This is a genomic window from Naumannella huperziae (assembly GCF_054073625.1).
Genome location: NZ_JBSXPH010000001.1, coordinates 931,673 through 952,751, shown reverse-complemented (window position 1 = coordinate 952,751; position 21,079 = coordinate 931,673). Strand labels below are relative to the sequence as shown.

Below are 21,079 nucleotides of genomic sequence, written 5' to 3'. Positions count from 1 at the left end.
CGGCGTCCGGAGTGCTGTGGGGGCTGGTCGGGATCGCCGGGTTCTCGCTGACCACGCCACTGACCCGGATGGCCGTGCACGAGGGGTTGTCGGCGACATTCGTCGGCGCGGCCCGCGGAGTCGTCGCCGCCGCGCTGGCCGCCGTGGCCCTGGTCCTGACCCGCCAGCGGGCCCCGCGGGGGTGGCAGTGGATCCGCGTCGCGGTGGTGGCGGCCGGGATCGTCGTCGGGTTCTCGATGTTCAGCTCGTACGCACTCGCCGCGATGCCCGCCAGCCACGCCGCTGTCATCCTCGCCGTCTTGCCGACGCTGACCGCGGTCTTCGCCGCGATCCGCACCGGCGAGCGACCCCCGCGCGCGTTCTGGTGGTTCACCGGCACCGGGATGGTCGCGGCAATCGGATTCGCCATGGCGGGAGCGGGCACTCCGGGCCAGCTCGGCTGGCCCGACCTGTTGCTCTTCGGCGCGGTTCTCGCGGCGGCGATCGGTTATGCCGAAGGTGGGCTGCTGGCCCGCGAGCTGGGCGCGTGGCAGACCGTGTGTTGGGCGCTGCTCATCGCCGCGCCCGTGATGGCGGCGATCACCACGATCGACCTGTCGATCCAGCTACCGCGGGCCACCGCGGCGGGCTGGCTCTCCTTCGGCTATCTCTGCCTGGTCAGCATGTTCGGGGCCTATGTGGCCTGGTATCGCGGGCTCGCGATCGGGCCGATGGTGCGAGTCAGCCAGGTGCAACTCGTCCAACCGGTGCTGAGCATCGGCTGGGCGGCACTGCTGCTCGGCGAGCGGGTGACCTGGGCGACGGTGGTCGGGGCGGCGGCCGTGATCGCTTGTGCGGCGGCCGCCGTGCGCGTCCGGTTCAGCGCGGCCGGGCGGTGAGCTCCGCGTACCCCGACTCGCTCGAATCGCGCAGGAACTGGCTGCAGCGCTCGGCCTCGGCGGCCTCGCCGATGCGGTCGGCCGCCTGGGCGAGCGCCCAGAGCGCGCGCAGGAAGCCCTGATTGGGCACGTGCTCCCATGGGATCGGCCCGGACCCCTTCCAGCCGGCCCGACGCAAGGCATCGAGGCCGCGGTGGTAACCGGTGCGCGCATAGGCGTACGCCGCGATGTCCCCGGCCCGGCTGCCGAGCGCCAACGAACCCTCGGCGAGGATCGCCCAGGCCAGGCTCGAGTCGGGATGCGCCGCGAGGATGTCCAGGAAGGCCTCCTGCCCGCCCTCGGCCAGATCGGCGGCGGCCAGGTCCGCGGCGGCGGGATCTTCCGGGAGACGGGTCTGCGGGGTCGTGGTCGCACCGGACAGCAGGTTCTTCGGCGCCGAGGGGTTGCTCATTGCGTTGATTCTGCCACCGGCGGGTTAGAGTCATCCGTCGGTGCCTCGCAGCCCGCGAGCGCCGCTGGGAGGAGCAATGACGACGGTGGCCGACTGGCGGGAGTTTCCGCCGCTGCAGTTGCATCCGTTCCTGCTCGGCGCGCTCGAGGAGTTCGCCCGGCACGGCTACGACGGGACGTCCGTGCGTACCCTCGCCCAACGGCTCGGGGTGACCGTGCCCGCGCTCTACTACTACTACGAGAACAAGCAGGCGATGCTCGTCGCCCTGCTCGAGCACGCGATGGACCGGGTCATCTCCTATGTGGATGCCGCACTCGCCGATGCCGGCCCCGACGCGGAGTCGCGGCTGCGGGCCGTGGTCGAGGCGCTGGTGCTGTACTTCGCCCACTACCCCGACCTGGCGGCCATGGACACCGAGCGGCGCAGCCTCGATCCGGCGAATCTGGCCGCCTACATCGCCCGGCGCGACGAGGCCGAGCGGCAGTTGCGCGACGTCATCGGCGACGGCGTCGCCGATGGCACCTTCAGCACGCCCTGGCCCTATGAGTGCACCCGCGCGATCTTCACCATGTGCCAGGGGATCTCGAAGTGGTACCGCCTGGACGGACCCGTCGGGCCGTCGGAGATGGCGCAGCGTTATGTTCAGCTCGCCCTTGCCATGCTGCGCACCGCGAGCTGACCGGCCGGCCACTCAGTCGCCGACCAGGACGTCCAGCACTCGTGGGGCAAAGAACCGTCGGTTGTACGACCCGGATCTGGCGGGCTGCAGGATGTCGAGCTCGACCAACTGGCCGACCAGCTTGTTCACTCGGTTGTACGACAACCCCAGGTCGGCCTGCGGCCCACTTCCGCGAATCGGGACAAGGCTCCCTGGAGCCTCGTTCCCAAACATTTCGATGTCCACAATGCAACTCTTAGGCGCGATCAGTGAGATTCTCCGCGGCGTCGTCGCACTTGTGGAGAACTTCAGCCGACCACACCCGCGGCGCGGAGCGCATCGGCATCGATCCCGAGTTCGGCCAACACCTCGTCGGTGTGTTGGCCGATCCGCGGCGGCGGACCGGGCAGCTCGGGCTCGGTGACCGAGAGCCGCGGGGCCGGGGCGGGCTGCCAGCCGGCGCCGTCTGCCCCGGCGGGAAGATAGGCCCGGCGCGCCGCCAGGTGCGGATCGTGTGGCGCCTCGCCCGGCGTGCAGACCGCCGTCACACAGGCGTCCCGGCCCTCGAAGGCTGCCAGCCAATCCGCCAGCGGGCGGCCGCGGATGATCTCGGCGAACAGCTCGCCGAGCTCGGGCCAGTTCGCCGGGTCGTCGCGATCCGGCAGCTCACGGTCGGCCAGCCCGAGACCGTCGAGCAACTCGGCCCAGAACTGCGGCTCCATCGCGGCGACGGCCAGGAACCGGTCGTCGGCAGTCCGATAGACCCGGTAGTACGGCGCGCCGCCGTCCATCGGATTGCGTTTGATCACCCCGGTATTGATCATCGCGTGGTGCATCGCCATCAGCGACGCGGCCCCGTCGACGATCGCGGCGTCGACGACCTGCCCCCGACCGGTTTCGCGAGCGTGCAGCAGCGCGGCCAGGATGCCCGTGACCAGATAGAGCGAGCCGCCGCCGAAATCGCCGAGCACGTTCTCCGGCGGCACGGGTACGCCGTCCGCGCCCCGGCCCAGCGCGAGCGCGCCGGCCGCGGCGATGTAGTTCAGGTCGTGCCCGGCCAGATGGGCATACGGCCCGGACTGGCCCCAGCCCGTCATTCGGCCGTAGACCAGCCGTGGGTTGCGCGCCGCGACGTCCTCGGGCCCGACGCCGAGCCGCTCGGCCACGCCGGGCCGGAAGCCCTCGATGATCACGTCCGCCCGCTCGGCGAGCGCCAGCACCACCTCCCGGCCGGCCGGCTGCTTGAGGTCGACGGCGATCGAGCGGCGTCCGCGGTCGATGACGGCGTGCGCGAGGGCACGCAGTTCGTCACCGCCGAGGTCGGCCGCCCGATCCACCCGAATGATCTCGGCCCCGAGGTCGGCCAGCAGCATGCCGGCGAAGGGCCCCGGGCCGATTCCGGCCAGCTCGACGACGCGTACCCCGGCGAGCGGGCCCGCCACGTCAGCCGAGCCGCTCGATGATCGTCGCGTTCGCCATGCCGCCGCCCTCGCACATGGTCTGCAGGCCATAGCGGCCGCCGGTCGCCTCCAGCGTGTTGACCAAGGTGGCCATCAGCTTCACCCCGGACGCGCCGAGCGGGTGCCCCAGCGCGATCGCACCGCCGCGCGGGTTCAGCTTCTCGGGGTCGGCCTTGAGCTCGGCCGCCCACGCCAGTGGCACCGACGCGAACGCCTCGTTCACCTCGTAGACGTCGAGATCGTCCATCCCGAGCCCGGAGCGCGCGAGCACCTTCTCGGTGGCCGGGATCGGGCCGGTCAGCATGAACAACGGATCCGAGCCGGCGACGGCGAAGTCGTGGAACCGGGCGCGCGGCGTGAGGCCGAGCTCCTTGGCCTTCTCCGCCGACATGATCAACGACGCCGACGCGCCGTCGGTCAGCGGCGAGGAGTTGCCCGGGGTGATCCGCCAGTCCAGCTCGGGGAAGCGGGCGGCCATCTTCTCGGTGCCAAAGACGGTCGGCAGCCCGGCAAGCTTCTCCGCTGTGGTGGAGCCGCGTACCGTCTCGTCGGCGCTGAACTCGACCTGGTTGCCCTCGGCATCGGTGACGGGTACGCCGATCAGCTCGTTGGCGAAGCCTCCGGCGGCGGCCGTCTCGGCGGCGAGCCGGTGGCTGCGCGCGGCGTACTCGTCCAACGTGGCCCGGTCGAAGCCCCACTTGTTGGCGATCAGCTCGGCCGAGACGCCCTGGTTCACCAGGCCCTCGGGGTAGCGCTCGCGGACAGCGGAGCCGAGCGCGTCGGCGCCGGCGACCGGGCTGCCCATCGGCACCCGCGACATCGACTCGACACCACCCGCGACGACGATGTCGTACGCCCCGCTGAGCACGCCCTGCGCGGCGAAGTGCAGCGCCTGCTGGCTGGAACCGCACTGGCGGTCGATCGTGGTGGCGGGCACCGACTCGGGCCAGCCCGCCCCGAGCACAGCGTTGCGGGCCACGTTCAGCGCCTGCTCGCCACCCTGGTCGACGCAACCGATGATCACGTCGTCGATCCGCTCGGGGTCGATGCCCGTGCGCTCGACCAGCGTGCGGAGCGTGTGGGCGAGCAGGTCCACCGGGTGGGTGCCCGACAGCGCGCCGCCCGGCTTGCCCTTGCCCGAGGGCGTACGGATGATGTCAACGATCACTGCGTCGGTCATGATTCTCCTTGATCAGGAACTGTTCCTCAGTCGGTGAAGCGCGGCTCGCGCCGCTCGAGAAAGGCCTTGGTGCCCTCGGCGAAGTCCGCCGCACGCATCAGGTCGCGCTGACCCTCGGCCTCGCGACGCAACACCCCGGCGAGATCGGGCAGCGCGGCGGCGTTGATCGCCTGCTTGGCCCGGGCCAGCGCCACCCGGGGCCGGCGGACCAGCCGGGCAACCCAGTCGTCGACGAAGGCGTCGAGGTCGTCGGCCTTCACCGCCGCGGCGATCAGCCCGGTGGCGAGCGCCTCGTCGGCGCCGATCCGGTCGGCGAACAGGGCGGCCCGCATCGCCCGGACCCGGCCGCCGGTGGCGGGCCAGGTCGCGGTGACCGCGCCGTCCGGCATCAGCCCGATGTTGCTGAACGGCAACAACAGGTAGGCATCGGCGCTCATCACCGGCAGGTCCGCGGCGAGCGCGATCGACGCGCCGATCCCCGCGGCCGGCCCGTTGACCCGGGTGATCACGATCGCATCGCCCTCGATCATCGCGGTGATCAACTTGTCCGCGGCGTCCAGGGTGTCTCCGGGGCCGGCCGCACGGTCGCGACCGAGATCGGCGCCGGAGGTGAAGGCTCGCCCGGCGCCGGTGATCACGACCACCCGGTCGCCGCCACTGGTGATCTCGTCGGCCACGCGCTCGATCAGGTCGGCGGTCAGCGCGTTCAGCTTGTCCGGCCGGTTCAGGGTCAGCCGGGCGACGCCGTCGGCGCGCTCGACGATCAGGTCCTCGCTCACTTGGGCGCCATCCGGATCGCGCCGTCGAGGCGGATGACCTCGCCGTTCAGCATGGGATTCGCGATGATCGCCGCGGCGAGTTCGGCGTACTCCTCGGGGCGGCCCAGCCGGCTCGGGTTGGGCACCTGCTGACCCAGCGAGGCCCGCGCCTCGTCGGGCAGCCGCGCCAGCATCGGGGTGTCGAACAGCCCGGGCGCGATCGTCATCACGCGGATCTGCCGGTTGGCGAGATCGCGGGCGATCGGCAGCGTCATCCCGACCACGCCGCCCTTGGAGGCGGAATAGGCGGCCTGGCCGACCTGCCCCTCGTACGCCGCGACCGACGCGGTATTGATGATCACGCCGCGCTCGTCGTCGACCGGCTCGTTCTCGCTCATCGCCGCGGCGGCCAGCCGGATCACGTTGAACGTGCCGACCAGGTTGACCTGGACGATCGTCGCGAACTGCTCCAGCGGGTAGGGCTGGCCGTCACGGCCGACGGTGCGGGCCGGCCCGCCGATCCCGGCGCAGTTCACCACGACGGAGAGCGTGCGGTCGGCATTGGCCCGGGCGACGGCCTCGGCGACCGCCTCCTCCTCGCGAACGTCGGCGGGGACGAACTCGGCGCCCGCCCCGGTCAGTGCGCCGGGATCGGCCCCGTCGAGGTCGAGTCCGAAGACGCGGGCGCCATCGGCCGCCAGGCGCGTGGCCGTGGCGAGGCCGAGGCCGGAGGCGGCACCCGTGACGAGGGCCGTGCGGCCGTTGAGCTTCATTGGTCAGTCGTCCTTCGGTCGGGAACGCGAACGTGCTTAGCGTACGCTAAGCGGCCCGCCCCGGGCAGCCCCCGCCCCGATACGCGTCAGCCCTTCAGCGACGTGCCGGCGCTGCGAAGCTGCTGGCAGGCCTCGACGACGCGCTGAGCCATCCCGCCCTCGGCCAGCTTGCCCCAGGCGCGCGGGTCGTAGTCCTTCTTGTTGCCGACCTCGTCGTCGACCTTCAGCACGCCGTCGTACTTGGTGAACATGTGCCCGGCGACCGGGCGGGTGAACGCGTACTGCGTGTCGGTGTCGATGTTCATCTTGATCACGCCGTAGTCAACCGCGGCGCTGATCTCCTCCGCCGTCGAGCCGGAACCGCCGTGGAAGACGAGATCGAAGGGCTTGTCCTTGCCGACCTTCTCGCCGACCGCGTCCTGGATCTCCTTCAGCACCTCCGGTCGCAGCTTCACCGAGCCCGGCTTGTAGACGCCGTGCACGTTGCCGAAGGTCAGGGCGGTGATGTAGCGACCCTTGTCGCCCGTGCCCAACGCCTCGACCGTGGCCAGACCGTCGGCAACGGTGGTGTAGAGCTTCTCGTTGATCTCGTTCGCGACGCCGTCCTCCTCGCCGCCGACCACACCGACCTCGATCTCCAGAATGATCTTGGCCTTGGCAGCCTCGGCGAGCAGCTCCTCGGCGATCTGCAGGTTCTCCTCCAACGGCACCGCCGAGCCGTCCCACATGTGGGACTGGAAGAGCGGGGCCTGCCCGTTCGCGACGCGCTCGGCGCTGATCTTGAGCAGCGGGCGGACGAAGCCGTCCAGCTTGTCCTTGGGGCAGTGGTCGGTGTGCAGCGCGATGTTGACCGGGTAGTTCTTGGCGACCTCGGTCGCGTACTCGGCGAGCGCGACCGCGCCGGTGACCATGTTCTTGATCGTCGGTCCGGAGCCGTACTCGGCGCCGCCGGTGGAGATCTGGATGATGCCGTCCGAGCCGGCCTCGGCGAATCCGGCCAGGGCGGCGTTGATCGTCTGCGAGCTCGAGATGTTGATCGCCGGGTAGGCGAATGATCCCTTCTTGGCCGCGTCGAACATCTCGGCGTACACCTCGGGGCTGGCGATGGGCATGGCGACCACCTTTCGGATCGTGGGGCGCTGCGAGCGGTTGCTCGGATCAGTCTTGCAGGTCAGTCCTCGATGGCCGACAGGTCCACCCCGTGCCGGCCCCGGGAGAAGATCCGGACCGCCGACTCGAGGCTTCCGGGCAGTACGCCGAGGGCATCCACCGGGTACTCGTCGCGCCCGAGGCGATGGTCGATCCGCAGCAGCGGTCCGTGCAGCGCACCGCCGGGGAGGGTCGTGATCGCCTGCACGGCCTCCCACGGGGCCTTGCCCGCCGAGGTGGTGATCCCGTCGTGATCGATCTCGAAGGCGATCCCCTCGCCCGCCAGGCCGAGCTCCTGGTGCGCCCGGACGGCGCGCAGGATCCCGTAGCCGAGGAATCCGGCCCCGCTGAGCACGGACAGCCCGAAGAACACCATCACGAAGAACGGCAGCGAGACCCCCGCCCGCGTCGCGGCGATCCACGCGGTCACCGCGACCAGGCCGACCAGCGTGCCGGTCAGGGACACGGCGGGCCAGGTCAGCCCGCGCAGCGCGCCCTCGCGACGCTCGGTGAGCGCGCCGCGCTCCCAGGGCACCGGGGTCCGGGTCAGTTGCTGCAGCACGGGCCAATCCTGCCACGCAGGGGTGCGCGGGATCAGTTCTCCCGTGCCCCGTGCGGGGTGACCGCCATGTGGATCCGGTAGCGATCGCCGCGATACCAGGAGGTGGCGTACTCGATCGCCCGCTCGCCGGCCCAGGTGACGCGCTCCTGGACCAGCAACGGCGCTCGTTTGGGTACGCCGAGCAGCCGCGCGTGGTTGGAGTCCGCGGCCCCCGCGAAGACCGACTGTTCGCCCGAGGTGGCGATCACGCCGTAGTCGCTGGCGAAGATGTCGTAGAGCGAACCGAGCTCCTTGCCGAGCAGGCCGGGGAACTGCAGACAGGGGTAATAGCCGAGCTCGTGCGCCATCGGCGTACCGTCCGCGGTGCGCAGCCGCTCGACGCGCACGACGCGGTCGCCGGTCGCGATGCCCAGGCCGTTCGCCACGTGCGGCGGCGCGTCCATCTCGCCGGCGTCCAGCACGCGGGTCCCGGGCTCCAGGCCGCGGGCGCGCATCTCGCGGGAGAACGAGGTCAGGTGCAACCGCGAGTCGACCCGCGGACCCGTGACATAGGTGCCCTTGCCGTGCACGCGCTCCAGGCGGCCGTCCGCGACGAGGTCGGAGATCGCCTGCCGCACGGTCACCCGGCTCACCCCGAGCCGGCGGACCAGGCTGCGCTCGGAGTCGATCGCGTCGCCGGCGCGCAGCTTGCTGTCGATCAGCTCGCTGAGCATCAGCTTCACCTGCGCCCGCTTGGTGCTGGGGCGGACGGCCGAGTCGGGCTCGGCCAGTGGGTCGGGCGCCACCGTCGCTCCCTCCTGAAAGACCAGTCAATACCAGTATGGCGCACCGGCCGAGCCGTTGGGTACGCCTCAGCTCCGCGGGTGCTGCGTCGACCAGGCATACATTGCGATCGCCGCCGCCGCGCCGGCATTGATCGAACGCGTCGAGCCGTGCTGGGTGATCGCCACCAGTCGCTGGCAGGCCGCGACCAGCTCCGGCGTCAATCCGGGACCCTCGGACCCGAACGCCAGGCAGCAGCGCTCGGGCAGTGCGGCGGTCTCCAGCGGCCCGGCGCCGGGCAGGTTGTCGACGCCGACCAGGGCGTACCCCGTCCCGCCGTCGGCGGGCGCGGCAAGCGCGGCGACGAACTCCTCGACCGAGGCGTGATGATGTACCGACAGGTAGCGGTCGGTGACCATCGCGCCGCGGCGGTTCCAGCGGCGGCGCCCGATGATGTGCACCCCGGCCACGTTGAAGGCGTTGGCGGTGCGCACGATGGAGCCGATGTTGAAGTCGTGCTCCCAGTTCTGGATCGCGATCTGCAAGGGTGCCCGGGTCCGGTCGAGTTCGGCGACGATCGCCGGCAGCGTCCAGTAGCGGAACCGGTCCTCGACATTGCGGCGATCGCCGCCCGCCAACAGCTCCGGATCGAGGCGCGGATCGTCCGGCCACGGTCGCGGATGGGGGCCGACCCCGACGGCCGATTCAGGGCCGAGGGAGGGATTCTCGGGGTCGCCGACGCTCACCGCGCCGACGTTAGCCGGGTTAGGGTGACACCGTGACCCAGCCGACGCCCGCCCGTGACCCGGAGACCCCCGGGCTCCGGTCCGAAGACATCGAGGCGACACTGTCCGTCGCCCGGGACCAGCCGGACCTGACGCCGGCACTGGTCGACTCGTTCGCCGACCGGGTCCAGGCGGAGATCGAGCGGCGCTCCCGGGCCGGCGAACTGGCCCAGCAGAACGCCAGCACCAGCGCGGCCGAGGCGGCCAAGGCCGATTCCACCCAGCAGATGGTGCTGGGCATCGTCTCGCTCGGCGTCGGCATTCCGCTCACCGCCATCGCCGCGGGCACTACCGGCATCGCCGGGCTGCTGATCGCCTGGATCGGCATCGCCCTGGTCAACATGGCCTACGCCCTCAGGAAGAACCGCCGCTCCGGGTCGTGAGGTCTCCTCACTCGGGTCGCAGGCCGCCGACGAGGGTGGTGCCCTCTTCGGTGCGGTCCAGCACGATTGCCAGTCCGGCGTCGGACGTCCCCCACGGTACGGCGGCATCCGGGTCCATGTCGGTGACCTCCCGGCCGTCCCAGACGGCCTTGATCCCGGACCGGCTGCCGTAGAGATAGCGGTCGTTGGGCGCCGCCTGGGAGTTCCACTCGTCGTCGATCGTGGTGAAGCCGGTACGCAGGTCGACCAGCATCGGGCCCGCGCTGGCCAGCGCCCGGCCCGGTGAGACCGTCAGGAACATCCCCCCGCGCAGCGTGTCATCGCTCACCTGGGACAGCGCGAGCAGTTCCCCGCTCCGCGCATCGTGCAGGCTGGCGACCTTGCGCCGACCGTCCGAGGTGTCCCACCAAGCGAAGACCACCCCTCGTGCCGCCCAGGCCGGATGCGGACTCCCCCGGGCGCCGCGCGGGGCATCCGGGGTCACGCGTTCCTGGTCGTCGCCGCCGGTCAGCAACCAGCCGCCCTCCTGGGGCGCGGAGATCACCTGCTCGGCGTCGGCCGCCATCGCCACCTCGTCACGCGGCACGTCGACCGAGCGCAGGTTGAGGTCCGGTCCGACCGTCCAGGTGCCGGACGGCGCGGTGACCAGCAACGAACCGCCCGTCCAGGTCACCGCCGACTGCGGGGGCAGCACCCGGGCCGACAGCTCGGGGGAACCCGACGCATCGTCCAGCCGGCTCAGGTACAGATCCTGCCCGTCGATGATCCCGGCCACCGGCGTACCGCCGGCATCGGCGATCACCGGTCGCGCGCTGGTCGAGATCACCACCGGCTTGGAGGCCCACATCACCTCGCCCCCGTCGGCATTCAGCACCACCAGCGACCCGTTGGCATTGATGGTGGCGATCCGGTTGTTGCTGACCGCGATGTCCCGGGTCTCCGAGATCTCCTGCGACCAGGCGAACTGAGAGCTCCAGCCCGGCGGCGCCGGGCGCGACAGCTCGCTGCCAGCGGCCGCGGGTGGTGGTGCGGGCGGCGGCTGGACCAGGGCGCGCCAGCCGGCGTACCCCGACAGGCCGACCGCGAGGACCAGCAGGAACACGCCGATGGGCAGCAGGGCCGAGCGCACCAGGCCGGGACCGCGGCCACGCGGCGACGGGGATGGCTGCGGGGACGGCCGCCACGTCGGTGAGCCGCTCGAATGCGGCACCGACGCCAGATGCCGGCCGCCCTCGTGGCGATCCTGCTGCGGCCAGTGCGGCGCGCCGCGTCCGTCGGGATCGCCCGCACTCACGGCGTGGGCTCCGGGGTCGGGGTGGCGGGGCCCGGGCTCGTCGCGCTCGGGGCCTGGTAGGCCGATGCCGTGGGCGTGGGGGACCCGCGGAATGCCTCGTCGTCATCGGTCGGCGCGGGCTGCGGCGTCGGGGTGGGCGAGGACGGCCCGACCAGCGCCGTGTCGCTGGGCTGGTCGAGCCGCAGCGGATAGGTCACACCATCGGACACCCGGACCCCGCCAACCCTCATCGCGCCCCGCTCGTCGCGGTCCGGGATCAGCTCCGGGGAATCGACGCCGTCCGCGGCGAACTCGTCCGGCAGCACCCGCGCGGAGATCCGTCCGTCCGCGCCCTGGGTGGCGCCCTCCGCATTCGGCTGCAGGCGCCGGTCGACGACGACGAGGGTCTGGCGGGCGACCATGTCGCGCGGATCGACGTCGCCGATCTCGTAGCTGTAGACGAAGGTGTACCGACCGTCGCGCTCGGGTACGAAGCCGTAGTCCACGCCCCCCGGGGCGACGGCGGCCCGGAAGCTCGGCAACGGCTCGGGCTCGGCCGTCGGATCGTCGGTCGGTGTCGGCGACGACGAGGTCGGCGGCGACGGCTCCGGCGGTTGTGGTGACGGTTCCGGGGGCTGGGGCGTCGACGGGGGCTCGGGCGACGGCGCGGGCGGCTCCTGGCTGGCTCCGCCCTCGGGCGCGGAGTCCGACGGGGCGGGTTCGGACGGTTGCGGGCGCGGTGTGGCGTCCGGGCGGTTCTGCGGGTTGTTGCCCGGCGGCATCGACGCCTCGCCATCGTTCGGCTCGCCGGGCGCGTCGGGCCCGCGCGGAGAGCGGCCGACGTGATCGTCGTCATGGCGGGCTTCGGGATCGAGCCCTCCGCCATTGCCCGTGCCCTCGCGGTCGGGATCGGTCGGGCTGCCCGGATCCGGCCGCGGTGAGGCGTCGGGATCCTTCGGCCGTGGGTTGAGGATGGTCTCGTCCGCGCCGCGCGGGGCGACCTGGTCGACAGGCGAGGTCCGGTCGTTGATGATCGCGACCGTCACCACCACGACGACGCCGACGGCCGCCGCGAGCAGCACGACGAGCGCGCGGCGACGGTTCCGTTCGCCGGTCTCCTCAGCCATCGGCCGCCCTTCGGGTTCGCTGACCGGACCGCCGGCTCACCCGGGGCCCGCCCGCGATGGTACCGATTTCGGGCCGGGGCAGACAGTTGCGGGCTCAGCGCGCGGGCGGATCCTGACGCGGTTCGGGCTGCGCCGCCGGCTGCTGGCCGAAGCCCTGCGGCTGCTGCGGAGCCTGCTGGCCGAGCTGCGGCTGCCCGCTAGTCGCACCGCCCGTCGGGGCGTCACCCCGGTAGGCGATCTCGCCGAAGTTCACGTCGGGCGCCTGGCGTACCGCCGGGTCGTTGACCTCGAAATAGGTCGCGCGCTGGAAGCCGAGCGGCCCGGCGAACAGGTTGCCCGGGAAGCTCTCCTGCTTGGTGTTGTATTCGCGCACGTTGGCGTTGTAGAACCGCCGCCCGGCCGCGATCCGGTCCTCGGTCTCGGCGAGCTGCTTCTGCAGTTCGAGGAAGTTCTGGTTGCTCTGCAGTTGCGGGTACGCCTCGACGCTGACCAGCAGATTGCGGACCGCGCCGGAGAGCTGCTCCTCCGCCTGGGCCCGCTCGGGGCTCGGGATCTCGCCCTCGCGCTGGGCGAGCGAGGCGGCCTGGTTGCGCAGCCGGGTGATGTTCTCCAGGGTGTTGCGCTCGTGGGCGGCCGACGCCCGGACGGTCTCGACCAGATTCGGCAACAGCTCATAGCGCCGGTTCAGCTCGACATCGACCTGACGCCACGACTCCTGGACGAGATTGCGCAGCCGGACCAGGCCGTTGTACATGCCGATGGCGGCGATCACGGCCACCAGAACGATGGCGACGATGACGATCAGGGCGATCAGAAATCCGTTCACTGTCCCGCTTCCTTCCCGAGGCCGAGGTCAGCCGCGCTGACAGCGTAACGGTAGGGCAGGCCCGCCTCGGCGATCGCCTGCCCGGCCCCGGTGTCGCGGTCCACGATGCAGGCGACGGCGACCACCTCGCCGCCCATCCGGCGTACCGCATCGACCGCGGTCAGGGCCGAGGCTCCCGTTGTGGAGGTGTCCTCGACCACCAGGACCCGGCGCCCGGCGACATCGGTGCCCTCGATCAGCCGCTGCATGCCGTGGGCCTTCTGCGCCTTGCGGACCACGAACGCATCCAGGCGCTGGCCGTCCGCCGCGGCCGCGTGCAGCATCGCCGTCGCGACCGGGTCGGCGCCGAGGGTCAGGCCGCCGACGGCGTCGAAGTCGAGATCGGCCACGAGCTCGCGCATCACCCGGCCCAGGACCGGCGCCGCGACCCCGTCGAGCGTCACCCGCCGCATGTCGATGTAGTAGTCGGCCTCCGCGCCCGAGGAGAGCGTCACCCGGCCGTGCACCACCCCGAGGCGACGAATGTGCTCGACCAGCGCCGCGCGATCGCGGCTCACTTGTTCTCGGTATTGGTCAGGTCGGCGAACCCGATCGAGCGATCCGGCGAGCGGAACAGGTCGGTGCAGGTGGTCAGCGTGAGGATTGCCTCGGTCGGTTTCTGCCCGCTCTTGCCGGGCACGGGATCGAGCGGCCAGGTCTCGCTGTCCTTCACGGTCACGTCCTTGGGCGCCTGGGTGATCGTGTAGGTGTAGATGGCCTTGCGGGTCTCGACGACCACGGTGTCGCCGACCTCGAGCTCGAGCAGCTTGGCGAACGGCTCACCGTGGGTGACCCGGTGCCCGGCGACCGCGAAGTTCCCGACCTCGCCCGGCTGTGCCGTCTCCTCGTACCAGCCGAGGCCGCGGGCGAGCGTACCCGGATCGGTGCCCTTGAGCACCGGCACCTCGTAGTCGTCGCCCAGCTTCGGAATCCGCATCAGCGCCACTGCGTCGCCCGGGACGGCGGCACCGGGCTCGCTGGTCACCGGGTCGCTGTCGGGCTGCTTCCACTGCTCGCGCAGATTGGTGCGCTCCTCGCTGAAGGCGCGCTGGGACACCACATTGGTGCCGAAGTACTGCCAGCCGATGTAGCCGAGACAGCCGAGGCCGATCACCAGCAACAAGACGCCGACGACGGTCAACGGCGAGACGCCCCGCTTCTTCTTGGGCTTGCGGGCACGGCTCGGGGCAGGATCAACCCGGGTCATGGAGTCATTCTCACCTGCTGCGGCGCCGAGTCCAAACCCCTGGGGGGTGATTTGTCCGCGCCGCGATACCACCTGCCGACGTCGGGGGACCAGGTGGCGAGGATGACCAGCGCGATGTAGATCGCCGCCGGCGCCCACAGGGCCGGGCTGGACCACTGCCACCACGCCCCCCAGGCCATCGCGATCACGCCCCAGACGGTGGTCGCGATCCGCACCCAGGGGGCGCGCGTCAGCAGCATGCCGCCGAGCACCACGGCGACCAGCGCGGGCACGTAGGCGGCCCAGGCGCCGCCGTTGACCAGCCCGAGATGGAAGGAGTTCAACAGGTGATAGGTGCCGTTGTAGCCGTCCACGCCCGCGATCGAGGCCATCGCGCCGGTCACGGCCAGCCAGAACATGGTGAAGCCACACAACCAGACCAGCGATCCGACCATGGTGGCGACGGCGGCGGCCGTCAGCAGCCCCGGCCGGGGCGCGCCGGAGGTCGCCGGCCCGGCGCCCGGGCGCGGGGGGTACGCCGGGCCGCGCGGGGGTCGCATCGGCATCCGCTGCCACGGCTGTGGCGGCGGCAACGACGGCCCGGGGAAGCTCACCGCACCGACGCTACCTCAGGGCTTGGTCCGCCAGACCCGCTCGAACGGCAGCCGCCAGGCATGCGGCGCGATCAACTGGTGCACGGCATTCGGGCCCCAGGTCCCCTGCGGATAGGGCTTCACCGGCGGCGGGTTGTCCAGCAGCGGCTGGGAGACCTGCCACAGACTCTCGATGCCCTCCGCGGAGGTGAACAGCGTGTGATCACCGCGCATGGCGTCCATGATCAACCGCTCGTAGGCCTCCAGGACATCGTCGGCGGCATCGGTCTCGGAGGTGGAGAACTGCATCGACAGCTTGTCCAGCTTCATCCCCGGGCCGGGCCGCTTCCCGTAGAAGGACAGCGAGATCTTCGCCTCGTCGGCCAGATCGAAGGTGAGGTGATCCGGGCCCATCGCGTCCACCCCGGAGCCGGCCGGGAACATCGACTTCGGCGCCTCCTTGAACGCGATCGAGATGATCCGCATCCCCTCGGCCATCTTCTTGCCGGTACGCAGGTAGAACGGGATGCCGGCCCAGCGCCAGTTGTCGATCCGCACCCGCAGGGCGATGAACGTCTCGGTGTCGGAATCGCGCGCGACCCCCTTCTCCGACCGGTAGCCCTGGTACTGCCCGCGTACCACCTCGTGCGGCCGAATCACCTCCATCGAGCGGAAGACCTTGTTCTTCTCCTCGCTGATCGACTTCGGCTCCAGCGCGGTCGGCGGCTCCATCGCGACGAAGGCCAGCACCTGGAACAGGTGCGTGACGACCATGTCGCGGTAGGCGCCGGTCGGCTCGTAGAAGGAGGCGCGTTGATCAAGACCGAGCGACTCGGGGATGTCGATCTGCACATGATCGATGAAGTTGCGGTTCCAGATCGGCTCGAACAATCCGTTCGCGAAGCGGAACGCCAAGATGTTCAGCGCCGCCTCCTTGCCGAGGAAGTGATCGATCCGGAAGATCTGGCTCTCGTCGAAGGTCTCGTGCACCTCGTCGTTCAGGGCGATGGCGCTGGCCAGGTCGGTGCCGAACGGCTTCTCCATCACCACCCGGGAGTTCTCCACCAGCCCGGCGTCCTTGAGCATGGTCAACACCGCCGAGGCGGCCTTCGGCGGGACGCTCAGGTAGTGCAGCAGGCGGGCCTTCGGACCAAGATCGAACTCGGCTTTGTGCACCACGTCGGCGAGCGCCTGCGGTCCGGCCGAACTGGGCACGTAGTGCAGCCGCTGGCTGAACTCGGCCCACTGCTCGGCGCTCAGCTTGTGGGTGCCGTACTTGTCGATCGCCGTCTTGGCGAACTCGCGGAACTGCTCGGTGGTCATGTCCTCCAGCGACGTGCCGACGACCTCGATGTCGGGCGTCAGGTCGGACACGGACAGGTACGCCAGGCCCGGCAGCAGCTTGCGCTGGGCCAGGTCGCCGGTCGCCCCGAACAACACGATGACGTGCGGGGCGATCTTCTCGGTGCCGCCGCGCCGGCGGGCGGCGGGGTCGGGATAGGCGATGTTGTCGGCGGGGTGCAGCGCGGAGTCCGGGGTCGTGTTCTCAGGCACACGCCCATCGTCGCACCGGCCGCGAGCCCGCGGGGGTGCGGGGGCCGTCAGCCGGTCGACCATTCGGAATGCATTTGTATACAATCGGATGCAACGCGTGCGGAGGGGCCCGCACGCTCCACGGAAGGAGCCGCGATGGCTCAGCACAATGAGGTGCGAGACCCGGCGATGACCCGCAGGGTCATCACCGCCTCGTTCGTCGGCACGGCGATCGAGTGGTACGACTTCTATCTCTACGGCACGGCGTCGGCGCTGGTGTTCAACGTCTTGTTCTTCCCGTCCTTCGACCCGCTGGTCGGCACCCTGGTGTCGTTCGGCACGTTCGCCGCGGGCTTCCTCGCCCGCCCGATCGGCGGGATCGTGTTCGGGCACTTCGGCGACCGGATCGGCCGCAAGTCGATGCTGGTCTGGAGCCTGGTCGGGATGGGCGCGGCGACCTTCCTGATCGGCCTGTTGCCCACCTACGCCCAGATCGGCGTGGCCGCGCCGCTGCTGCTGCTCCTGCTCCGCCTGCTGCAGGGCTTCGCGGTCGGCGGGGAGTGGGGCGGGGCCGTGCTGATGTCGGTCGAGTCGACCGACGAGAAGCACCGCGGACTCGCCGGAAGCTGGACCCAGGCCGGCTCGCCGGCCGGGCTGGTGCTGTCCACCGTGGTGTTCGGCCTGACCACCCTGCTGCCGCCCGAGGACTTCCTCGCCTGGGGCTGGCGGATCCCGTTCCTGTTCAGCGCGTTGCTGGTCGGGGTCGGCCTGTTCATCCGGCTCCGCGTGATCGAGAGCCCGGAGTTCGAGCGGGTGGAGGCCTCCGGCGAACGGGCAGCGATGCCGGCCCTGGAGGCACTTCGCCAGCACCCGCTGAACATCGTGCTGGCCGCCGTGATGTGCCTCGCGCCGTTCGTCAACTTCTACATGTTCGCGACATTCATCCTCACCTACGCCACCACCACGCTCGGGATGGCCCGCGGGACCGTGCTCACCATCGTCGCGGTCGCCGGATTCGCGGAGCTGTTCACCATCCCGCTGTGCGCCGCGCTGTCGGACCGGATCGGGCGGCGCCGGGTGTTCCTGACCGGGACCGTGCTCTTCGCGCTGTACGCCTATCCGTTCTTCCTGATCAACCAGGCGTTCCCCTCCGTCGCCACCTTCGCGATCACGACGTTCGTCGGGCTCGCCCTGATCCACCCGTTCATGTACGGGCCGATGGCCACCCTGTTCGCCGAGCTGTTCCCCGCCCGCGTCCGCTACAGCGGAGCATCGCTCGGCTACCAGATCGGCGCGATCTTCGGCGGCGGGTTCGCCCCGCTGATCCTGACCGCGCTGCTCGCCACCGGGCTCGGCGCCGTGGTGACCATCCCGCCGTACATGATCTTGGTGTCCGTGCTGACCTTCATCGCGGTCTGGGTGGCAACGCAACCCGGGCGGCGTTGGATGGGAGAGCAGCCGCCGCAGACAACCGAAGGAGAACCACGTGCCTGACCCGCAACGAGACGTTCCGGACACCCGGATGCTGATCGGGGGCGAGCGCCCCGCGCTCGATCCCGCCGCCACGATGGGGGTGCACAGCCCGATCGACGGCGCCGTGCTCGGAGAGATCGCCGACGCCGGCCCGGAGCAGGTCGGCGCGGCGATCGGCGCGGCGGAGGACGCGTTCGCCGACTGGCGCCGGGTCAGCGGCGGCGAGCGTGCCCGGCTGATGCACCGGCTCGCCGACCTGATCGAGCGCGATGCCGACCGCCTGGCGCGGCTGGAATCGCGCGACAACGGCAAACTGCTGCGCGAGACGCGCGCCCAGGCGGCATTCGCGGCGCGCAACTACCGGTTCTTCGCCGGCCTCGCCGACAAGATCGACGGTCGCACCGTGCCGCTGGACGCCTGGGAGACCTTCGACTACACCCGCCGCGAGCCGGTCGGAGTGGCCGCCCTGATCACGGCCTGGAACTCGCCGATGCAGTTGCTGGCAAACAAGCTCGCCCCGGCGCTCGCCGCCGGATGCACCGTGGTGGTCAAGCCGAGCGAGATCGCGCCGATGACCACCCTGGCGATGCCGGACCTGCTCGCCGAGGCCGGCTTCCCCGACGGCGTGGTGAACATCGTCACCGGCGGCGTGACCACCGGGGAGGCGCTGACCACCGACCCGCGGCTCGGCACGATCAGCTTCACCGGCTCCGTGCCGACCGGGCAGGCGATCGCCCGCGCGGCGGCGCAGACGCTGGTCCCGGTCACCCTCGAGCTCGGCGGCAAGAGCGCCAACGTGATCTTCGACGACGCCGACCTGGATCGCGCGGTGCCGGGTGCGGTCGCGGGGATCTTCGCCGCCGGCGGGCAGGCCTGCATCGCCGGATCGCGGCTGCTGGTGCACGAGGGGGTCGCCGACGAGGTCGAGCGGCGGCTGGCCGAACGCGCTCGCGCGATCGTGCTGGGTGATCCGTTCGCCGACGCCACGCAGCTCGGCCCGGTCGTCTCCACCGCGCAGCGCGACCGCATCCTCGGCCACATCGACGCGGCGCGCGGCTCGGCCCGCCTGCTGGCCGGCGGCGGCGCGCCGGACGATCCGGCGCTGGCCGCCGGCTCGTATGTCGAGCCCACCGTGTTCGCCGATGTCGACCCGGCCTCGCCGCTCGCGCAGCAGGAGGTCTTCGGGCCGGTGCTCGCGATCACCCGGTTCGCGACCGAGGAGGAGGCGATCACCATCGCCAACGGCACCGAGTTCGGGCTGGCCTCGGGCGTGTGGACCGAGAACCTCGCCCGCGCCCACCGCGTCGCCCGCGAGCTGATCGCCGGCACCGTGTGGGTGAACACCTATCGCTACTCGGCGGCGCAGGCGCCGTTCGGCGGGGTACGCCGCTCCGGCCACGGCCGCGAGCGCGGGATCGAGGCGATCGAGGGCTACCTGCGTACCAAGAACGTCTTGATCGATCTGTCCGACGAGGTACGCGACCCCTTCGCGATCAAGGCATGAGCGAGGAGAAGATGATCATGGATGGCAACTCCACGGTCGGCCTGGTCGGGCTCGGCCAGATGGGCCTGCCGATCGCCGAACGGCTCGGCACCGCCTTCGATGTCGTCGCGTTCGACATCGCCGCCGACCGGCGCGAGCTGGCCGGTGGGATCGACCGGCTGCAAGCCACCGACCGGCTGGCCGACCTGGCCGGCTGCGGGCGGATCGTGTTGTCGCTGCCCAACCCGGCGATCTCGCACGCCGTGCTGGCCGAGCTCGGCCCGCAACTGGCGCCCGGGACGATCGTGATCGAGACCAGCACGGTGCTGCCGGACGACGTGCGCGAGATGGCCGCCGCGCTGGCCGCACACGACGTCCGGCTGGTCGAGGCGGCCGTGCTGTCCGGCGTCGGCCAGATGAGCGGCGGCACGGCGACGCTGCTGATCGGCGGCGAGGAGGCCGATCTGGCGCAGGTGCGCGACCTGCTCGCGGCGCTCGGCGGGGGCGGGATACGCGAGCTGGGCGCGCTGGGCTCGGCGATGGCGGCCAAGGTGGTCAACAACGGCGTCGCGCACGCCGTGATGGTGGTGCTGGTCGAGGCGTTCGCGATGGCCCGCGCCCAGGGGGTACGCCTGACCGACATCGCGGCCATGCTCAGCCAGCCCGACGCCGGGCTGCTCCGCCCGCTCACCCACCGGATGATGGAGCGCGTCGCCGGTGGCAATTACACCGGCGGGATGTCGCTGGACGCGGCCCGCAAGGACTCGACGCTCGCGCTGGCGATGGCGCAGCGCAGCGGCGTACCGCTCTTCGCGACCCAGGCCGCGCAGTCGGTCTACGACCTGGCGGCCGCCGCCGGGCTCGGCCGCGACGACTACGCCGCCATCGCCACGCTGTGGCAGTCCTGGACCGGCCAGTCGCTGACCTTCGGCGAGCAGCCGTGAGCGCGCCGGCCGGCGACGGCGTGTATGCCCTGCGCTACGCGTGGCGTACCGCCTCGGTGCGCGGCGAGCACTTCTACGGCCACCCCGCCGACTGCATGGGGCCGTGGCCGATCGACTACTACACGTGGGCGATCGTGCGTGGCGACCGGGCGATCGTGGTGGACACCGGCTTCACCGCCGTCGAGGCGGCCAGGCGCGGCGACCGGCCGTACGTGGCCAGCCCGGTCGAACTGCTCGGCCGCCTCGGCCTCGGCCCCGAACAGGTGAGCGATGTGGTGCTCAGCCACCTGCACTACGACCACACCGGCCACCTCGACGCCTACCCGGCGGCCACCCTGCACGTGCAGCGCGACGAGCTCGACTTCTGGCGCGGGCCGATGGCGCGGCGCGGGGCGTACGCCCACCTGCTGCACCCCGGCGACCTGGCCCGGCTCGGCGAGCTGGAGGCCGCCGGCCGGGTCCGCGTCCACGCGGGCGACGCCCGGCTCGACGACCGGGTCTCGCTGCACCTGGTCGGCGGACACACCGCCGGTACCCAGGTCGTGCGCGTCGCGACCGACGCCGGGCCGGTCGTGCTGGCCAGCGACGCCAGCCACTTCTACGCCAATCTCGACGAGGACCACCCCTACGGCGTCGTGCACGAGCTGCCGCGGATGTATCTCGCCTTCGACCGGCTGCGCGAGCTCGCCGGAGACGACGGCGTGATCGTGCCCGGGCACGACCCGCGGGTGCCCGACCGGCACCCGGCCGTGCCCGGCACCGACGACGCCGTGTTCTCGCTGTCCCCCACCCCCCATCAGTGA

At 71.5% G+C, this 21,079-nt stretch carries 23 protein-coding genes; 7 read left to right on the top strand and 16 right to left on the bottom strand.

Translation table 11 applies throughout. From position 1 onward, the window contains the following. The first annotated feature begins 11 nt into the window (after positions 1 to 11). On the top strand, positions 12 to 878 hold the full coding sequence (locus ACXDC7_RS04495; RefSeq protein ID WP_459221350.1) for a DMT family transporter: 867 nt from the start codon (positions 12 to 14) through the stop codon (positions 876 to 878). On the opposite strand, the gene ACXDC7_RS04490 is transcribed toward ACXDC7_RS04495, so the two are convergent. Next, positions 859 to 1,329 carry a DUF3151 domain-containing protein gene (locus ACXDC7_RS04490; protein ID WP_459221349.1) on the bottom strand — a complete coding sequence of 157 codons (471 nt, stop codon included), beginning with the start codon at positions 1,327 to 1,329 and terminating at the stop codon, positions 859 to 861. The two genes, ACXDC7_RS04495 and ACXDC7_RS04490, sit on opposite strands and share 20 nt — an antisense overlap. A 76-nt stretch (positions 1,330 to 1,405) precedes the next feature. Between ACXDC7_RS04490 and ACXDC7_RS04485 the strand changes: the two genes are divergently transcribed. Next, positions 1,406 to 2,008, top strand: coding sequence for a TetR/AcrR family transcriptional regulator (locus ACXDC7_RS04485; protein ID WP_179444633.1), 603 nt, complete (start codon positions 1,406 to 1,408; stop codon positions 2,006 to 2,008). A 287-nt stretch (positions 2,009 to 2,295) separates the two neighbouring features. On the opposite strand, the gene ACXDC7_RS04480 is transcribed toward ACXDC7_RS04485, so the two are convergent. From ACXDC7_RS04480 to ACXDC7_RS04445, 8 genes are all read right to left on the bottom strand, one after another. Continuing rightward, a complete protein-coding gene (locus ACXDC7_RS04480; protein ID WP_179444634.1) occupies positions 2,296 to 3,429 on the bottom strand; it encodes a CoA transferase in 1,134 nt (377 codons plus the stop codon). Between the two features lies 1 nt (position 3,430). Beyond that, positions 3,431 to 4,627: a thiolase family protein gene (locus tag ACXDC7_RS04475; RefSeq protein WP_179444635.1), complete on the bottom strand. Its 1,197-nt coding sequence runs from the start codon at positions 4,625 to 4,627 to the stop codon at positions 3,431 to 3,433. A gap of 26 nt (positions 4,628 to 4,653) precedes the next feature. Continuing rightward, on the bottom strand, positions 4,654 to 5,406 hold the full coding sequence (locus tag ACXDC7_RS04470) for an enoyl-CoA hydratase-related protein (RefSeq protein WP_459221348.1): 753 nt from the start codon (positions 5,404 to 5,406) through the stop codon (positions 4,654 to 4,656). Next, entirely contained in the window at positions 5,403 to 6,158 is a 756-nt protein-coding gene (locus ACXDC7_RS04465; protein WP_459221347.1) for an SDR family NAD(P)-dependent oxidoreductase, read from the bottom strand. The genes ACXDC7_RS04470 and ACXDC7_RS04465 overlap by 4 nt, the downstream gene beginning before the upstream one ends. Before the next feature lie 86 nt (positions 6,159 to 6,244). Next, complete coding sequence (fbaA, locus tag ACXDC7_RS04460) at positions 6,245 to 7,279, bottom strand: class II fructose-bisphosphate aldolase (RefSeq protein WP_459221346.1); 1,035 nt, start codon at positions 7,277 to 7,279, stop codon at positions 6,245 to 6,247. Positions 7,280 to 7,329: 50 nt separating this feature from the next. After that, the gene (locus ACXDC7_RS04455; RefSeq protein WP_179444639.1) at positions 7,330 to 7,869 is read right to left on the bottom strand and encodes a hypothetical protein; all 540 of its coding nucleotides are present in this window, start codon (positions 7,867 to 7,869) and stop codon (positions 7,330 to 7,332) included. 32 nt (positions 7,870 to 7,901) lie between these two features. Then, entirely contained in the window at positions 7,902 to 8,654 is a 753-nt protein-coding gene (locus ACXDC7_RS04450) for a GntR family transcriptional regulator (protein WP_343045873.1), read from the bottom strand. 66 nt (positions 8,655 to 8,720) lie between these two features. Then, a complete protein-coding gene (locus ACXDC7_RS04445) occupies positions 8,721 to 9,272 on the bottom strand; it encodes a TrmH family RNA methyltransferase (RefSeq protein WP_459222800.1) in 552 nt (183 codons plus the stop codon). A 137-nt stretch (positions 9,273 to 9,409) separates the two neighbouring features. Here ACXDC7_RS04445 and ACXDC7_RS04440 point away from each other — a divergent pair, with 137 nt between their 5' ends. Continuing rightward, positions 9,410 to 9,799: a hypothetical protein gene (locus tag ACXDC7_RS04440; protein ID WP_179444641.1), complete on the top strand. Its 390-nt coding sequence runs from the start codon at positions 9,410 to 9,412 to the stop codon at positions 9,797 to 9,799. A gap of 7 nt (positions 9,800 to 9,806) precedes the next feature. Here ACXDC7_RS04440 and ACXDC7_RS04435 read toward each other — a convergent pair whose 3' ends face one another. The 7 genes from ACXDC7_RS04435 to zwf form a co-directional block, all read right to left on the bottom strand. Continuing rightward, positions 9,807 to 11,093 carry a hypothetical protein gene (locus ACXDC7_RS04435; protein ID WP_459221345.1) on the bottom strand — a complete coding sequence of 429 codons (1,287 nt, stop codon included), beginning with the start codon at positions 11,091 to 11,093 and terminating at the stop codon, positions 9,807 to 9,809. Then, a complete protein-coding gene (locus tag ACXDC7_RS04430) occupies positions 11,090 to 12,199 on the bottom strand; it encodes a hypothetical protein (RefSeq protein ID WP_459221344.1) in 1,110 nt (369 codons plus the stop codon). Before ACXDC7_RS04430 ends, ACXDC7_RS04435 begins: the two co-directional genes overlap by 4 nt. A gap of 94 nt (positions 12,200 to 12,293) precedes the next feature. Next, positions 12,294 to 13,025 (bottom strand): LemA family protein, encoded by a 732-nt coding sequence (locus ACXDC7_RS04425; protein WP_459221343.1) that lies wholly within the window; start codon positions 13,023 to 13,025, stop codon positions 12,294 to 12,296. Beyond that, entirely contained in the window at positions 13,022 to 13,582 is a 561-nt protein-coding gene (gene pyrE / locus ACXDC7_RS04420) for an orotate phosphoribosyltransferase (protein WP_179444644.1), read from the bottom strand. The genes ACXDC7_RS04425 and pyrE overlap by 4 nt, the downstream gene beginning before the upstream one ends. Next, positions 13,579 to 14,271 (bottom strand): class E sortase, encoded by a 693-nt coding sequence (locus tag ACXDC7_RS04415; protein ID WP_459221342.1) that lies wholly within the window; start codon positions 14,269 to 14,271, stop codon positions 13,579 to 13,581. Before ACXDC7_RS04415 ends, pyrE begins: the two co-directional genes overlap by 4 nt. Then, positions 14,268 to 14,864, bottom strand: coding sequence for a hypothetical protein (locus tag ACXDC7_RS04410; protein ID WP_179444646.1), 597 nt, complete (start codon positions 14,862 to 14,864; stop codon positions 14,268 to 14,270). The genes ACXDC7_RS04415 and ACXDC7_RS04410 overlap by 4 nt, the downstream gene beginning before the upstream one ends. 15 nt (positions 14,865 to 14,879) lie before the next feature. Then, positions 14,880 to 16,397 (bottom strand): glucose-6-phosphate dehydrogenase, encoded by a 1,518-nt coding sequence (gene zwf, locus ACXDC7_RS04405; protein WP_343045875.1) that lies wholly within the window; start codon positions 16,395 to 16,397, stop codon positions 14,880 to 14,882. A gap of 135 nt (positions 16,398 to 16,532) precedes the next feature. Between zwf and ACXDC7_RS04400 the strand changes: the two genes are divergently transcribed. From ACXDC7_RS04400 to ACXDC7_RS04385, 4 genes are read left to right on the top strand one after another with little or no spacing between them, the layout of a single operon-like run. After that, positions 16,533 to 17,870, top strand: a complete 1,338-nt coding sequence (locus tag ACXDC7_RS04400) for an MFS transporter (protein WP_179444648.1) — start codon at positions 16,533 to 16,535, stop codon at positions 17,868 to 17,870. Continuing rightward, positions 17,863 to 19,353, top strand: coding sequence for an aldehyde dehydrogenase (locus ACXDC7_RS04395; RefSeq protein WP_459221341.1), 1,491 nt, complete (start codon positions 17,863 to 17,865; stop codon positions 19,351 to 19,353). Before ACXDC7_RS04400 ends, ACXDC7_RS04395 begins: the two co-directional genes overlap by 8 nt. Then, complete coding sequence (locus tag ACXDC7_RS04390) at positions 19,350 to 20,276, top strand: NAD(P)-dependent oxidoreductase (protein WP_459221340.1); 927 nt, start codon at positions 19,350 to 19,352, stop codon at positions 20,274 to 20,276. Before ACXDC7_RS04395 ends, ACXDC7_RS04390 begins: the two co-directional genes overlap by 4 nt. Beyond that, positions 20,273 to 21,079, top strand: a complete 807-nt coding sequence (locus tag ACXDC7_RS04385) for an N-acyl homoserine lactonase family protein (protein WP_459221339.1) — start codon at positions 20,273 to 20,275, stop codon at positions 21,077 to 21,079. Before ACXDC7_RS04390 ends, ACXDC7_RS04385 begins: the two co-directional genes overlap by 4 nt.